Source organism: Alcanivorax sp. (assembly GCF_014762765.1).
Lineage (GTDB): Bacteria > Pseudomonadota > Gammaproteobacteria > Pseudomonadales > Alcanivoracaceae > Alcanivorax.
The window spans coordinates 2160-17672 of record NZ_JABURH010000096.1 but is presented as its reverse complement, the minus strand read 5'-3'; the positions used below and the strand labels follow the sequence as shown (position 1 = coordinate 17672).

Annotated in this window: 17 protein-coding genes; 7 read left to right on the top strand and 10 right to left on the bottom strand. The window is 58.2% G+C overall.

Annotated elements, in window-relative coordinates; genetic code table 11:
- Positions 1-756: hypothetical protein (locus tag HUJ17_RS05130; RefSeq protein ID WP_366471152.1), on the top strand; the 756-nt coding region annotated here is incomplete at its 5' end.
- Positions 757-906: 150 nt separating this feature from the next.
- Here the strand turns inward: HUJ17_RS05130 and tusA are convergent.
- From tusA to rlmM, 3 genes are read right to left on the bottom strand one after another with little or no spacing between them, the layout of a single operon-like run.
- On the bottom strand, positions 907-1146 hold the full coding sequence (tusA, locus tag HUJ17_RS05125) for a sulfurtransferase TusA (protein ID WP_290509663.1): 240 nt from the start codon (positions 1144-1146) through the stop codon (positions 907-909).
- Positions 1143-2384, bottom strand: coding sequence for an MFS transporter (locus HUJ17_RS05120; protein WP_290509662.1), 1242 nt, complete (start codon positions 2382-2384; stop codon positions 1143-1145). The genes tusA and HUJ17_RS05120 overlap by 4 nt, the downstream gene beginning before the upstream one ends.
- Positions 2385-2386: 2 nt before the next feature.
- Complete coding sequence (gene rlmM / locus HUJ17_RS05115; RefSeq protein WP_290509661.1) at positions 2387-3448, bottom strand: 23S rRNA (cytidine(2498)-2'-O)-methyltransferase RlmM; 1062 nt, start codon at positions 3446-3448, stop codon at positions 2387-2389.
- 60 nt (positions 3449-3508) lie between these two features.
- Between rlmM and HUJ17_RS05110 the strand changes: the two genes are divergently transcribed.
- Positions 3509-4171: an outer membrane beta-barrel protein gene (locus tag HUJ17_RS05110; RefSeq protein ID WP_290509660.1), complete on the top strand. Its 663-nt coding sequence runs from the start codon at positions 3509-3511 to the stop codon at positions 4169-4171.
- A gap of 86 nt (positions 4172-4257) precedes the next feature.
- Here HUJ17_RS05110 and purU read toward each other — a convergent pair whose 3' ends face one another.
- Positions 4258-5130, bottom strand: coding sequence for a formyltetrahydrofolate deformylase (purU, locus tag HUJ17_RS05105; protein WP_290509659.1), 873 nt, complete (start codon positions 5128-5130; stop codon positions 4258-4260).
- A gap of 30 nt (positions 5131-5160) precedes the next feature.
- Complete coding sequence (locus HUJ17_RS05100; RefSeq protein ID WP_290509658.1) at positions 5161-6180, bottom strand: AraC family transcriptional regulator; 1020 nt, start codon at positions 6178-6180, stop codon at positions 5161-5163.
- A gap of 274 nt (positions 6181-6454) precedes the next feature.
- Here HUJ17_RS05100 and HUJ17_RS05095 point away from each other — a divergent pair, with 274 nt between their 5' ends.
- Complete coding sequence (locus HUJ17_RS05095) at positions 6455-6850, top strand: response regulator (protein WP_290509657.1); 396 nt, start codon at positions 6455-6457, stop codon at positions 6848-6850.
- A 9-nt stretch (positions 6851-6859) separates the two neighbouring features.
- Here the strand turns inward: HUJ17_RS05095 and HUJ17_RS05090 are convergent, their stop codons facing one another.
- Together HUJ17_RS05090 and HUJ17_RS05085 are read right to left on the bottom strand one after the other, a co-directional pair.
- On the bottom strand, positions 6860-8383 hold the full coding sequence (locus tag HUJ17_RS05090; RefSeq protein ID WP_290509656.1) for a Na/Pi symporter: 1524 nt from the start codon (positions 8381-8383) through the stop codon (positions 6860-6862).
- 9 nt (positions 8384-8392) lie between these two features.
- Complete coding sequence (locus tag HUJ17_RS05085) at positions 8393-9208, bottom strand: PPK2 family polyphosphate kinase (RefSeq protein ID WP_290509655.1); 816 nt, start codon at positions 9206-9208, stop codon at positions 8393-8395.
- Between the two features lie 66 nt (positions 9209-9274).
- On the opposite strand from HUJ17_RS05085, the gene HUJ17_RS05080 reads away from it, so the two are divergent.
- Positions 9275-9685 (top strand): VOC family protein, encoded by a 411-nt coding sequence (locus tag HUJ17_RS05080; protein ID WP_290509654.1) that lies wholly within the window; start codon positions 9275-9277, stop codon positions 9683-9685.
- Between the two features lie 63 nt (positions 9686-9748).
- On the opposite strand, the gene HUJ17_RS05075 is transcribed toward HUJ17_RS05080, so the two are convergent.
- Positions 9749-11914, bottom strand: a complete 2166-nt coding sequence (locus HUJ17_RS05075) for a 3-hydroxyacyl-CoA dehydrogenase NAD-binding domain-containing protein (RefSeq protein WP_290509653.1) — start codon at positions 11912-11914, stop codon at positions 9749-9751.
- Positions 11915-11943: 29 nt separating this feature from the next.
- Positions 11944-13155: an acetyl-CoA C-acetyltransferase gene (locus tag HUJ17_RS05070; protein WP_063508727.1), complete on the bottom strand. Its 1212-nt coding sequence runs from the start codon at positions 13153-13155 to the stop codon at positions 11944-11946.
- A 287-nt stretch (positions 13156-13442) separates the two neighbouring features.
- Between HUJ17_RS05070 and HUJ17_RS05065 the strand changes: the two genes are divergently transcribed.
- Positions 13443-14201 carry a glutathione S-transferase N-terminal domain-containing protein gene (locus tag HUJ17_RS05065; protein WP_290509652.1) on the top strand — a complete coding sequence of 253 codons (759 nt, stop codon included), beginning with the start codon at positions 13443-13445 and terminating at the stop codon, positions 14199-14201.
- Between the two features lie 109 nt (positions 14202-14310).
- The gene (locus tag HUJ17_RS05060) at positions 14311-14469 is read left to right on the top strand and encodes a hypothetical protein (RefSeq protein ID WP_290509651.1); all 159 of its coding nucleotides are present in this window, start codon (positions 14311-14313) and stop codon (positions 14467-14469) included.
- 79 nt (positions 14470-14548) lie between these two features.
- Here HUJ17_RS05060 and HUJ17_RS05055 read toward each other — a convergent pair whose 3' ends face one another.
- On the bottom strand, positions 14549-14872 hold the full coding sequence (locus HUJ17_RS05055) for a hypothetical protein (RefSeq protein ID WP_290509650.1): 324 nt from the start codon (positions 14870-14872) through the stop codon (positions 14549-14551).
- A 90-nt stretch (positions 14873-14962) separates the two neighbouring features.
- Between HUJ17_RS05055 and smrA the strand changes: the two genes are divergently transcribed.
- On the top strand, positions 14963-15513 hold a 551-nt coding region (gene smrA / locus HUJ17_RS05050), incomplete at its 3' end, for a DNA endonuclease SmrA (protein ID WP_290509649.1).

Here is a 15513-nt window from a genome sequence, read left to right as displayed (position 1 = left end):
GGGCCGTGCAGAACGAACACTGTGTGTCGGGCTGGCGGCGCCAAGGACTTGTACCGGGAGGTGCCCATGACTCAGGCTCACCGGCAACACCCTGGCGGGAACAATGTGGTTCCTTTCTCTCCACGCCGCAAAGCGGCACAGCCCCCCATTTTGCGTCTCTCCCCGGAATACGATGGCATCGAGCTGTTGTACGCCAATGATCATCACCCGGATAAACTCTTCTCACTGAAAATTCTGGCCTGGGCCCGTCTCGCCAATGGCGACACCGTGGCCATGGTTCCCTGGCTGAAAGAGCCGGTGACCGCCATGGCCCTGGCGGATCCATTGAACGGCCGCTGGGAAGGTTACCGTCTTCCGGAAAGCGATTACCTGTTCATTGATGCCCCGGCACACAAGGTGCAGGAACTGGATGCGGCCATCAGCTTCTTCGGCAAGCCCCAGCCCGGGCATCAGACGATTCAGGAAATTCCCGACACGATCGGCACCCACGCGGTATTTTCCGAGGATGACTTCCACACCATCAGCCTGATGGAAGTGGTGAGCTGGCAACTGTCCGCCGACGGGAGTCTGGCTGCCATGGTGGCGGAGGAAAATGGCTTGGTGGAAACCCCGGTCCTGCCGGGCGCCGAGTGTCTGATCCAGGCCCAGCAGCTCCCGGACTTCCGCTATTTTTTCCAACACGGCATCGCCAACAAACTCAAGGAAAGGGACCCGGAAGCACTGGCGGCGGTGGCGATGCTTTCCAGGACTAATTGATAGTTGAGAATGGATAATTGATAACGTCGCGGTGAAGATTACGGTGACCAGAAACGCAAGAGGCCGCGCCCAGAGATTGGGCGCGGCCTCTTGCGTTGTAATGCTGCACGGAGCTTGATCGCGCAGTTATCAATTATCCATTCTCAACTATCAATTACCCTTCTTCCGTATCCAATACACCCAAAGCTCCCCCTCCTGCTCCTGCCCCAACAAGGTATGGCCAAGAAACTGGCAGAACTTGGGAATATCCCTTTCGGTGGACGGATCGGTGGCGCGGACTTCCAGGACCTCGCCAGGTGCCATGTCGCGCACCTTGTTGTGCAACATCATTACCGGTTCCGGACACAGCAGACCGGTGGCATCGAGGTGGTGCTGGGCGTCATGGCTCATGGGGTTACCTTTTTTGCGTTGCCATCAATTGGCGCTTGCCAGAAAAAGGCGGCCATTATAACGGCTGTGCAGAGAATCGCAGCCAGCAAGAAGTGGCTGGCATAGCCCAGCCAGGCCACACTGAAGCCGCTGGCCAGGGTAAAGGCCCCCACCGCGAACAACTGCACCGAAGCCTGCATGGTGTAGTCACTGCCCTCATGGCCGCTACGGCAATAGTCCATCATCAGTACAAACAGGGCGACGGTGGAAAGGCCGTCGGCAAATTGCTCGAATAGAGCCACCGGCCAGATCCAGTGATCCGCCGGACTGCATGCAACCATCCACCAGCCTAGAAAGGACATGGCCTGCAAGCTGGCAAAACCGAACAGGGCCTGTTTGCGCGACATCCTCATCATCAGCACGCCCGCCAACGCGGCCCCGGCCAGCCCTACCAGTGACGACACCAGATCAAGCCGCCCGATGGCTTCCAGCGTCCATTGCCGATCGACCAGAAAGGGCTTGATCATTCGGGAACCGAATCCATCGCCGACCTTGTAACCCAGCAGGATGAGCAACCAGACCGCCATTTGCGGTCGCCACCAGAATAACGTCAGTTGCCTTCGCCACCAGCGCAAGGTAACCGGCCGGCGGGGTTTCACCGTTTCTGGCGGCTCACGGAATCGCCAGGTCACCAGGGCAACCAGCATCAAGGCTATGATCATGCACGCCATGGTGCCCTGCCAACCCCAGCGACCGACCAACATCAGTAACGCACCACTACCCAGGATCATGCCTATCTTGTAGCCGTTGACCTGAATGCTGTTGCCGAGTCCACGCAGGTCCGGCGTTAACAAGCGCGTCGCCAGGCCGTCGGTGGCAATATCCTGGGTGGCACTGAACAGGTTGAGCAGAAAGAGCAGCACCACCAACAGCGCAAAGCCCGGACCAAACAACCATTCAGGGGGGAACAGCGCAGTGATGGCCAGTACCAGCATCACCGCAAACACGCAGGCAAGAATCCAGCGCTTGCGGTGATTGGGTTTGCCACTGCCCCAGCGGTCCACCCAGGGCGCCCAGAGAAACTTCAACGCCCAGGGTAACGCCGGTAGCGCCAGCAGGCCGATCCATTCCGGTGACAGGCCTGCATCCCTGGCCAGGGCCGGCATGGACTTACCCAACAAGCCGGCCGGCAGACCCTGGGCAAAGTACAGCATACCGAGAGTGGCAAAGAGTGCCGGGGTGGCACGGGTTGTGGGCATGATCAATAGTCCCGGTGGAACGCAGCCCAGACGGTAATTTCCTCACGATCATAGTAAAGCTGGGCCGCCTTGATCTCGGGCACACCCAGATTCTCGTGGCGCTCCATGGCAACGGTCAGTTTCTCGAGCAATTGCCAGGCCTCCTGGAAACGACGCTTCATGGGTAGCTTGAGATTGAACAGAGCCGCTCTGGACCATCCCTGGGTAAGCCACTTTTCCATTTGCTGCAGGGTACGCGCCGGCTTGTCCACCACATCACAAACCACCAGGTCCACGCTGCTACGGGGCCGCCAGGTGAAGGCATCACCTCGGATATGCTCAACGGGGTATTCATTCAGCAGACGCGCATCAAGCTTGCCATGATCCACCGCCTGCACTTTGATACCTCGCCTTGCCAGCTGCCAGCTCCAGCCGCCCGGGGCGGCGCCCAGATCCACAGCGGTTTTTGCTGTAAGGCCGTCCGTGCTGCCAAAAAAACGGATCAGCGCCTCTTCTACCTTGAGCGCGGAGCGGCTGGGGGCTTCACCCGGCAATTTCAGCCGTCGCACCCCGCCTTCAGCCAGCGGCACGGCTGTGGGGCTGCTGGTCACCCAGCCATTATGGGAATCGCTGAAGAACAAATGCACCCGCTGGCGGGCATTGGGTTTCAACAGGCCATTTTTTTTCAGGCGAGGCTCCAGCGCCTTGCGAAAGCCGCGCAGAAAGCGCTGCATTTCCCGGCCGTCGTTGGTGTCTGGATGCTCCAGAAACACCTCGCTGAATGGGGCCGCCTGTTTTAGTAAAGGCCACAGCTCCGCGATCCGGTCATCGCCGATATCCACGAACTGGCCTTCGGCCAGACTCAGGCTACGGGCAAAAATCAGCCCGCTCTCCAACAGTGCCGCCATGGAGCCCTGCTGGCTGTGCCAGAGCACATAACCACTATCCGGGACGGTACGCGGATAACCGCCGACCATCTGCTCCGCCGCATGGTAGTTCAGCTCCGCAGCCAGGTCGTTCTCGAAGCCGGGTCGGCACAACCCCAGCAGGGTTTCATCATGGGCGTGCTGCAAGTCACTGTGCATGTTGGTCTCGCGCTGGTTACAATGTGGCACATTGTCCTTATCACAACGGCTGGATCAATAATGAAAACAATATTGCCGCTGACCCTGGGCCTTGGCGCCGCCCTGCTCTCCCCCTTTGTACACGCCGAAGAAGAACTGGCACCACCGGATGTGGATTTCTACGCCGAGGCGCAAATGCTGCGTGCCGACCTGGCCCCCTATGGCTTTGACACTACTGACGGACTGGATATTCGCCTTGGCATGTGGCTAAACAGCCTGGATCTGGGCGGCGATTCCCGCCTGGGGCTGGAGGCGGGTTTTCTGCGCCAAAGCAAGGACTCCATCGACAGTGAATTTGTCCGGGCACCGACCGTCTCCGAACAGGGTGCCGGGGCCAGCAGTGTCCGCATCAATGAGGAGGATTCACTGGAGATCAATGGCTTCACTGTCGGGGTGCTCTGGCAGACTAAACGCTGGGTGTACCTGAAAGGCGGCGCCTATATCTACGATTTCGAACTGGAAAACCGTCAGCAGCGCACCCTGCTCGACAATAATGGCGACACCGTGGTGTCACTGACGGAAGCCCCGAGCAGCGACAGCCAAAGCGGTATTGCGCCCTATCTCGGTGTGGGCCTGGCTATCCCGGTAGTGGACAAGCTGACTGTCACCGCGGATTACCGCCAAACGCAGCTGGAATCCGAAAACTTCGGCACTTTTGGTATCGGGCTGCGGTTTACCAACTGACCCAGAAACGCTTTTGGAGCCTTGCTTGCAAGGCTCCAACAATTCCAGGACCCTCCTTTTCACGCCATTACAGGCGCGATCTGCTGCTACTTCACAAATACCACGGTCTTGTTGCCATCCACGATCACCCGGTCTTCCAGATGCCAGCGCACCGCCCGCAGCATCACCTGACGCTCCACATCCTGTCCAAGGGATTTGAGCTCGTCGGCGGAATGCCGGTGACTGACCCGCTGCACGTTCTGCTCGATGATCGGCCCCTGATCCAGGTCCTCTGTCACATAGTGGCTGGTGGCACCGATCAGTTTGACGCCGCGATCGTGGGCCTGCTGATAGGGATTCGCGCCCACAAAGGCTGGCAGGAAAGAATGGTGGATATTGATGATGCGATGCGGATGGTGCGAAACGAACTCGCTGCTCAGGATCTGCATGTAACGGGCCAGCACGATCACGTCCACCTGTCCATCCAGCAGCTCCAACGCTTTGGCTTCCGCCTCGGCCTTGTTATCGCCGTTCACCGGAATATGGTGATAATCGATACCGAACCGCTCCACTTCGCCGCGAAGATCATCATGATTACTGATCACCATGGGAATAGTGGCCGGCAAGTCGCCCCGCGAGGTACGCCACAACAAATCCATAATTACGTGGTCATGGCGTGATACCAGCACCGCCATGCGTTTTTTCTCGCTGGCATAGCTGATCTGCCACTGCATGCCGTAGGGTTCGGCAACCCGGCTGGCGAAATTATTACGCAGGGCTTCCCGCGAACAATCCAGTTCCGGGGTCTGGAATTCCAGCCGTAAAAAGAAAGTGCCACCCCGGGCATCGCTGGAATGCTGGTCGAAATCGGTGATATTGGCACCGTGGTTGAATAGAAAGGTACTGACGGCGCTGATAATACCCGGCTTGTCCGGGCAGGTTACCAGCAGGCGCGCCGTATTGGCGTCTTGCACTGTCATTGCAGGTCCTGATAAAGGGTCGGCACGGAATTATTGACTGACGCCGAAATGCTCCTTGCGGAAGCTGGATGGGGTCTTGCCCGTCCACTTCTTGAAGGCACGATGGAAAGAGCTGGCTTCACTGAAGCCCATCAGCAGGGCAATTTCATCGATGCTCAAATCCGGCTTGGACAGGTAGTAGACCGAGGCATCCTTGCGGATGGAATCCTTGATCTCCTGGTAGCTGGTATTAGCCTCTTTCAGCCGGCGGCGCAGGGTTTGCGGCGTCATGTTGAGTTTACCGCAGATTTCCGTGAAATCGGGGAAACTGTTGCCGTATTCGTTGGAGATGATCGCCCGAATCTGAGCCGGCAAGCCCACATTATGGATGTTGCCGTCGAACAGCTGAGCCAGGGAATCCTTGAGGAACTTGGACAGGGACAGCTCGTTCTGCACAAGGGGGAGATCGAGAAAATCGGCACGGAAACTCACCGCATTTTCGTCAGCGCTGTACTCAATGGGGCAATCAAACAGGAAACGATGTTCTTCGTCGTTTCTCACATCGGTGTAGTCCAGTTTCACCAGCTGGGGCTCGATGGCCTTGCCGACCAGCCAGCTCATGAAGCGCAGCCACACAAACAGGGAGGTCTCAATGATCACTTCCCGAAAATCCAGGCGCGGGTCGGCCTGGACCACCAGCCGAGCAATGTCTCCTTCCCGCTCAATTCGGGAATGCATGCTCAGCTCAAACAGATCGTAAAAACGGATACCCCGCTCAATGGCCGCCCCCAGGGTCGGGCAGTTAATCACCGCGTGGGCCATCATGGAAAAAGTACCGGGCTTGGATTTGCGGCCCTGGCCGAAACCGAGAAACTCGTCCTGGGTCTGCTGCATAATCAGCAGCATCATCTTGATAAAGGTGTCTCGCTCAATGGTGCCGTTCGGGTCATCGAGCAACTGTCGGGGGATATCGCACTGATCAAGCAGATCAGGAATGCTGGCACCGGATCGGGCCGCCCCCTGGAGCAACTTCACTACGCGATTGATATTGATTGTTCTGCGCTGGTACATCGACCGCCACCCTCACACCATTGGCAATGCCAAAAAGCGGTTCAACCGCTTCTTCAGTATCCTGAAATCGTTACCCGTTCAGCATTCTTGTCCGCCGGGCTTGTATCTCGAATCCTCTGACCGGAATCCGGACCGCCAATAATAAAGAAACTGGCCATAATTGACATAGTGTTTACCCGATCCGGTCGCGCCATTGTACGTTGAAATAACAAAAACTACCTTGACGTGTCTTTCACCCTTGTTATCAGCGCGCCGTTACGTTACAAAATCATTCATGAATGTTCTCGTTGTCGAAGACAATAAAGCTGTCAGTCTGATCATCTGCCGTATCATCGAAGAGCTGGGCCATGAATATGTGCTGGCAGCCGACGGTGAGGCGGCGCTACGCCTCTACCGGCAACGAAACGTGGATCTACTGATACTGGATGTGGAACTCCCGACACTGAACGGCTTCAGTGTGGCCCGGGAAATCCGCAACCAGAACGGCCTGACCCCCATTCTATTCATCTCCGGCAACGATAGTGAGGCCTACCGGCAACAGTGCCTGGACGCCGGAGGTGAGACCCTGATGCCCAAGCCCCTGCGCCCCAGTGAATTGCGACGCTGGCTGGAAGTGGCCTTCAGCCAGTTAGCCGCCGACGCCCTTACCCCTTCCAGCGCTCCAGCCTGATTGCAGCTCTCAAAGCGTCGCATCATCCGCCACTGCCAGACTTCGCAACCAGTGGCGCCCACTCTCATCCACTTCCCGAGCCAGATTCAGCACGCTGATCCCACGTACGCGGGCATCTGCCACCAGCGAATAGGCTTCGCGCTGAAGCTGCTCCATGGCCAGACGATGCTGTGCCGCCAGCTCAGCGCAGGGTGATGCCTGGTAGAGTTGCTCCAGCGCATGCAGAATCTGCTCACTGAAACCCTGCAGGCCGGGATCTCGGCTTTCTGCCAGAAGCGCCAGATCATCTGCCACATCTTTCAGGGCCTTTAAGGCATAAACCGCTTCACGCACCCGGGCGCGAAGACGTCGCAGGCGCTGTTCCTGGCCCTCGGTCATCGGCTGTTGGGCCAGCCGGTTGGCATAGTCAGCCAGCTGCATTTCCAGGTCCGTGACCTGACCGTATTCTTCAAAGAAGCGGGACAAGGTGCGCCCTTGCAGGGGGTGACGGCAATAATTCCTGACCCGCTCAATGAGGCTGTCCGTCTCACGGCCCAGCACCAACAGCGCCGGCTCCACCGATTGCGGGCTGATATCAGCGAACAGATCATGGCGCCCCCGCTTGCCAATATGCTTTTCAATGCATCGTTCCATGGCACCAAGTAACGGCGCAAACACCACAATCCCGATCAGGTTGAAGCCGGTATGGAAGGCCACCAGGCCATATAACGAATCAGTGATACCCAACCAACCAGAGATCTGAGGCCATACGGGCATCACCAGCAGAAAGGCCATTAGCGCTGTTCCCACGTTATAAAACACATGGAAAGCCGCCACCTGCTTCTTCTGAACTGATCCTTTGATGGCCCCGAGCAGCAAGGTACTGGTGGTACCCAGGTCCGCACCGATCACCAGCGCCAAGGCTTCCGGCAAGGCAATCAGACCACCATTGAGCGCCGATAAGGTAATCAGCATGGCCGCTGACGACGACTGGATAATGGCAGTCAGCAGCACCCCCGCCAGCAGATACAGCACCGGAGGATAGCCCTGGAGCCAACTCACATCGAAGCGCTGCCCGACGCCTTCCACTGCCACCTTCATTGTATCCAGACCAAAGATCAGCAAACCGAAAGCCAGCAGAAACAGGCCGGCAGAACGCCACACACCTTTCGGCAGGAGCACGAAGCAGAGGGCACCTGCCCCGGCCAGCGGCAAACTGACCCCGGAAAGCGAGAGCTTGAAGCCCAGCAGCGTCACCAACCAGCCGGTTGCCGTGGTGCCCAGGTTGGCACCCAGCATTACCGCTATGGCATGCCGCAGAGGGAGTATTCCCACCGACACAAAAGCCAGCACCAATAGCCCCACCAGGGAACTGCTCTGCATGACGGCGGTAATCAGGGCCCCGGCCACCACACCTTTCAGGGTGGTATTGGTAGAGCGTTGCAGCCAATGGGAGGCCTTTTCGCTGAACAGGGTCTGCACCGCCTGCTCAACCAGTTGCATGGCGAACAGGAACAGGCCCAGCCCGGCAATCATTGTCAGCACACTGTTCATCGCTACGGCTCAATCATTCTTTTTGGTCAATACTTGCCGATAGTGCTCAATACACTGCGGGTCTTCCTGGGGATATTCTGGCGCCAGTTCCTTCAACGTGGTCAGCAGTAATCTTGCCACCTCCAATCTGGCATGTGGCTTGTTATCGTTAGGAATCAGGTGCCAGGGAGCATGAAGGGTATGGGTTGCCGCCAGGGTTTCATTGACCAGTGTGAGATAGGACTCCCTTGCTAACCAGCTTTCCACATCTGCTGCATCGAACTTCCAGCGCTTGCGGGGCTTGGCCAACCGTTTCAGCAGCCGGCGCCGCTGTTCTTCCTGTGAGGTATTTAACCAGATCTTGATGATCCGGGTCCCTTCCCGGTGCAGGTGTTGCTCAAAGGCGTTGATGGCCTCGTATTTCAGCGGCCAGTCATCACTGCTGTGCTCGGTGACCGGCCACAGCCGTTCGGCCAGCACGGATTCGTAATGGCTGCGATTGAAGGCCACCACGTCCCCCCTGGCCGGCAAGTGACGCCATACCCGCCAGAGAAAATCATGATCCACCTCCTCACCCAACGGCCGACCGAATGCGTGCACTCGGAACGCGGCCGGGTCCATGGCCTGGGCCAAAGTACGAATCAAGCTGTCCTTGCCGGCGGCATCCAGGCCCTGCACCACCAGGAGCACAGCATGGCGTCGATTGGCAAACAGTCGCCGTTGATATTCATGCAGACTGTCCAGGATCGCATCCAGATCCTGTTGCGGCGGCTCCGGGAAATCCGTGGGTAAACTTTGCACATTGAGGGTGGGCCCTGAGGGCCAACCAAAACGGTCCAGTTCCATGCGTACTCCCTTGGGTATACCGTATTGAGCATAAAGGGCAGCGTGATCGACAAACAGGAGAATTTCATGGAACCACGCATCAGCATGATCACCCTTGGCGTCAAGGACCTTGCGACGGCGGTCCGCTTTTATGAGCAGGGCCTCGGCCTGCCACGCCGTCCAATGCCCGACGATGGGCCGGTGGCGTTCTTTGAATTGAACGGCACCTGGCTCGGCTTGTTCGGTCATGATGACCTGGCCGATGATGCCGGCGTTGCGCCATCCGGTCAGGGCTTTCGTGGCGTGGCGATGGCCCACAACGTGGAAAGCCCACAGCAGGTCGACCAGTTGCTGGCACAGGCCCAGGAAGCCGGCGCACAACTGATCAAACCCGGCCAGTCCACTGACTGGGGCGGTTACGCCGGGTACTTTGCCGACCCGGATGGTCATCTATGGGAAGTGGCCTGCAACCCGCATTTCTGGGTAGGACCACGCTGACAGAAAAGCAGACATAAAAAAGCCCGGCACATGGCCGGGCTTTTTTATCAGACGACACCCACCTTACTTGTAGATTTCGCCCTTTTCCGCTTTCTCCACCAGGGAGGCCGGCGGGTTGAAGCGATCACCGTACAGCTTGGCCAGCTCCTGGGCACGGGCCACGAATCCACGCAGGCCGCCCTCATACTGGTTGATGTACTGGATCACACCGCCGGTCCAGGCCGGGAAGCCGATACCGAAGATCGAGCCGATATTGGCATCCGCCACGGATTCCATCACGCCTTCGTCAAAGCATTTCACCGCTTCGATGGCTTCCACGAACATCATCCGTTCCTTGATATCTTCGAACGGAATCTCCTTGTCACCACCAAAAGCGTCTTTCAGACCGGGCCACAGGTGCTTTTTGCCGTTTTCCGGGTATTCGTAGAAGCCTTTGCCCTGAACTTTACCGGGGCGATCCAGCTCTTCGACCATTTTCTTCATGACCACTTCTGCAGGATGCTCCGGCGGCAGCTCTGTGCCTTCGCGCTTGGCATCATCACGGGCTGCCTTGCCGATCTTCAGGGCAGTTTCCATGTTGATCTCATCGATCAGGTTCAAGGTGCCTACCGGATAACCCGCCTGCATGGCCGCCTGCTCAATGGACTGGGCGTTAATGCCCTCACCCAGCATGGCAATACCTTCGTTGGCAAAGGTGCCGATCACGCGGGTGGTGAAGAAGCCACGGGCATCGTTGACCACGATGGGGGTCTTCTTGATCTGCTGGCAGTAATCGTAGGTTTTCGCCAGCGCTTCCGGGCTGGTGTCCTTGCCGGAAATGATTTCCACCAGCGGCATCTTGTCCACCGGGCTGAAGAAGTGGATACCGATAAAGTTGTCCTGCTTCTTCACACCCTTGGCCAGGCCGGTAATCGGCAGCGATGAGGTGTTGGAACCGAGCACGGCATCCGGCTTCACCACATCCTCGATTTCCTGGAAGACCTTGTGCTTCAGTTCGGTGCTCTCGAACACCGCCTCAATCACGAAGTCCACCCCTTCCAGATCCTTGGCATCCGCCGTGGCGTGGATCAGGGACAGGATCTGTTCTTTTTTCTCCTCGGTCATCTTGCCCCGGGAAATTTCCTTGTCGAGCAGTTTACGGGAGTAGTCCTTGCCCTTCTCCGCGTTTTCCTGGGAGATATCTTTCAGCACCACCTGGGCACCACTGCGAGCGGTCACGTAGGCAATACCTGCACCCATCATGCCCGCACCGAGAATACCGACTTTTTCGGCGCGGAATTTCGGCACATCCTTGGGACGGCTGGCACCGGCATTGATCGCCTGCAGATTGAAGAAGAAGGCGGTGATCATGTTCTTGGCCACCTGGCTGGTGACCAGGGACACGAAGTAGCGGCCTTCAATGGTGGAGGCATTATCGAAATCCACCTGGGCCCCTTCCACGGCCGCCGACATGATCGCCAGCGGGGCCGGGTAGTTGGCACCCTTGATCTGCTTTTTCAGGTTGGCCGGGAAGGCGGGCAGGTTCATGGCGAACTTGGGATTCTTGGGGTCCCCGCCGGGAATCTTGTAACCCTTCTGGTCCCAGGGCTGCTGGGCTTTCGGGTTGGCCTTGATCCATTCGCGGGCCTTGGCCAGCATCTCATCACGGTCGGCGGCCAATTCGTCGATCAGCCCCACTTTCTGGGCCTTGTCGGCTTTCATGCGCTGGCCCTGCATCAATACCTTCATCAGGCCATCCTGGATGCCCAGCATGCGCACTACGCGGGTGACACCGCCGCCGCCGGGCAGCAAACCCAGGGTCACTTCAGGGAGACCGAACTGGGCCGATTTGTCGTTGATGGCAACACGGTGATGACAGGCCAAAGCGATTTCCAGACCGCCGCCCAGAGCCGTACCGTTCAGGGCTGCCACAACCGGCTTGCCCAGGGTTTCCAGCACACGCAGCTGGCGCTTGATCTCGGTCACGTTATCCAGGAATACCTGGCCGTCTTCCTTTTTCGCCTTGAGCAGGTCACGCAGATCACCGCCGGCAAAGAAGGTCTTCTTGGCAGAGGTGATGATGACGCCGGCAATGTTGTCTTTCTCTTTTTCCAGACGCTCTACGGTGGCGGCCATGGACTTGCCGTACAGCTCGTTCATGGTGTTCGCGGACTGATTGGGATCATCCAGAATCAGGGTAACGATGTTGTCCGCGTCCTGTTCCCAACGGATAGCAGTTTGTTCACTCATTTCATTTCTCCGAATTCGTTCGACGCGGTTTACAGACGCTCAATGATGGTGGCGATACCCATGCCACCGCCCACACACAGGGTGCACAGCGCGTACTTCTTGTCGCGACGTTCGAGTTCATCCAGCGCGGTGCCCAGAATCATGGCGCCGGTGGCACCCAGGGGGTGGCCCATGGCAATTGCACCACCATTCACGTTGGTCACATCCGGGGTGATATCCATGTCCTTCATGAAACGCATGGCCACAGCGGCGAACGCTTCGTTGATTTCCCACAGATCGATGTCGCTGGCCTTGAGGCCGGCTTTTGCCAGCGCCTTCCTGGCAGCCGGGCCCGGACCGGTCAGCATGATGGTGGGATCCGCCCCGCTGATGGCGGTGCAGACAATGCGACCACGGGCCTTCATGCCGTAATCCTTGCCGACCTGCTCGTTACCCAGTACGACCAGTGCCGCGCCATCCACGATGCCGGAAGAGTTACCGGCGTGGTGAACGTGATCAATCTTTTCCAGCCAGTGGTATTTCTGCAGCGCTACCGCATCGAAACCACCCATTTCGCCCATCATGGCAAAAGAGGGATTCAGGCCCGCCAGGCCATCGGCGGTGGTGCCGGCACGGACATGCTCGTCACGATCCAGAACGGTCAGGCCGTTGAGATCTTTCACCGGTACCACGGAATTGCCGAAGTAGCCTTTTTCCCAGGCAGTGGCAGCGCGCGCCTGGGATTCGGCAGCAAACTCATCCACATCACGGCGGGAAAAACCTTCGATGGTAGCGATCAGATCTGCACCGATGCCCTGGGGCACGAAACCGGTCTTGTAGTTGGTCACCGGGTCCATGGCCCAGGCGCCACCGTCGGAGCCCATGGGAATACGGCTCATGGCTTCGACACCACCCGCCAGAATCAGGTCATCCCACCCGGAGGCCACTTTCTGGGCACCGGTATTCACCGCTTCCAGGCCGGAAGCACAAAAGCGGTTCAGTTGGTAACCCGCCACGGTATCCGGCAGGCCCGCAGCCAGCGCCGCAGTCTTGGCGATACAGGCGCCCTGATCGCCCACCGGGGTAACCACGCCCAACAACAGGTCATCAATACGGTTGGTGTCCATATTGGGAAAACGGGCTTTCACTTCATCGATCAGGCCGACCACCAGGTCCAGCGGCTTCACCGTATGCAGTGAGCCATCTTTTTTGCCCCGACCACGGGGAGTACGGATGGCATCGTAAATATAGGCTTCGGTCATGGAACCTTCCTCTTGCCTCAGGCAGATGTCAGCTCAGCTGACGGGTTGTGAAGGGCAGCACCTGTCTGTGCATGTGTTGGATCATGCGTAACAAAGTGACAGGTGCCGGCCAAATGTAGACCCGAGAGATTGCCCTACCCGCGCCCGTCACTCAATGACAGGAGTTAACAGCCGGGGTGAGCGGAACGGGCAGTGGTTAACCGCTTGATATGCAAGGTGTCTTAAGGGCCAATGCGGGGCGCCCCAGAGATGCTAAGGTCCGGACATTCGTTTCAGGAGAATTCGCTATGTCCCATAACACCGAGGTGCTGCGCTCCCTGGCCGCTTCCGCCCTGCAACAGGGCCGCGGCATTGCCAGCAAAGGCCACCGCAAGACGCCCCAGGAACCCCTTGAACTGTATGACATGGAAGGGTGTCCGTTTTGTCGCCTGGTCCGCGAAGCTCTGACGGATCTGGACCTGGATGTGCTGATTTTCCCCTGCCCCAAGGGCGGTGAGCGTTACCGCCCGCTGGTGGAACGCCTGGGTGGACGCCAGCAATTTCCCTATCTGATGGATCCGAACACAGGGGCAGCCCTTTACGAATCGGCCGATATCATCGACTACCTGTACAGAGAATACGGCGGCCGTCCTGCTCCCCGTCGCTGGCTGGTACGCAGTCTGCGCACGGCCGCGGCCGTGTCCGCGTCACTGCCCCGGGCCTCCCGAGGTCTGCATGTCCTGGACAGCCAGGCGCCCGAACAGGCGCTGGAACTCTACTCTTTTGAGGCCAGCCCTTTCGCCCGTCTGGTTCGTGAACGGCTCACCGAGCTTCAGCTTCCCTACCTGCTGCGCCAGTGCGGCCGGGACCAGTGGCAGGATTGGGTGCTCCCGCCTGTGCGCCGGCGTCTTCTCGATGAATACACGCCCCGTCAGCGCAACCGGGTCGCCCTGATGGAACGGGCCGGCCGCATCGCCGTTCCCTACCTGGTAGATCCCAATACTGGCGCTGAACTATTCGAATCCGCGGACATTCTGGATTACCTGGATCAGACTTACGGTCGCTAATGGCAGCCCGGCGCATCAACAAATGGTGCGTCGGGCCCTTCTCCCTTTCCCGGATTAGTGCTATATAAAGCACTGGATACCCCTTTAATTTTGTAAAGAGAGTAGCACCATGGGTCGTCGACATTTTGATGACTATGAACCGGACGATTGGAACGAAGAACATGAGCGCGCCGAGCGTGAACGTCGCAAACGCGATGCCAAGCGACATCGGCACGATTCAGAGGAAAAAAGTGAGCCGCGCGAGCGTCGCGATTCACGACCTTACTGAAACGCGTTTGTTCCCGGGAGGCATTCGCCTCAAGGTCTGAAAACCGGGCTTCACGGATGAAGCCCCTCTCCCCTTTTGGCTAATTGTCGCCGTAACGGCTGGCAAGAGTGGTCAATGCTGCAGCTGTATTCTCATCCGCCAGAAGCTTGAACCCACCCCGCCAATGTCCATTGGGCAAATAATCATGCCAACGGGGCTCCGCCATCACTGTCAGTTCACGGTGACCCGATAAAGGTAACGGTAGTTGCAGTAGCAGTGACTGGCTGCCCTGAGGAGGTGTACCGCGACCGGTAAGGCACAGGCCCTCGTCAGTCAGATTGAGAATATGCCCCACCGGTTTTCGATCAATGGAAGCCCGGACATTCAGTCTCAGTCGAGGCCTGCGGAAACGTCGTCGCTCCATAACTACCTCTCGGTAAGGGTCTCACTGCCAGTTTCTGCCCGCTTTGTGTACCATGCAAGCATGAACTAACGGGTTTTGTGGAGCAGTTCCATGGCCACCAATGACGATGATCTGTTCCGCCAGGAAATGGCGGATGTGACCCCGATAAAACCGGATAATCGCGCAAACCTGCCCCGGACCAAACGGCCAGACAGCCTGCGCGAACAGCTGCGCCGCGCCGCCGCCATGGACGACCGCAAGGACCGTAATCCCCTCACCGTACCGGAACAGGTCCCGCAGATTGGTCCCACGGACATAGTCGGGGTCAAAAAAAACGGTGTTCAGGAAGGGGTATACCGCAAACTGCGACTGGGCAAATACGATGCCCAGGGCCTGCTGGATCTGCACCGGGTTCGCTTGATGGATGCCCGTGACCAGGTACAGGCGTTTCTGATGAAAGCCCACGAACAGGGCCTGCGTTCCGTCCTGATCAACCATGGCAAGGGCGTGCACAGTGAACGCCCGGGCTTCCTGAAAAGCTACGTCATGCACTGGCTTGAGGAAAGCCATCTAGTTCTGGCCTACCATTCCGCCCCCCAGAACCAGGGCGGCAGCGGCGCCACCTATGTGCTGATACGGAAAAGCAGTCAGTCACGGCAGCG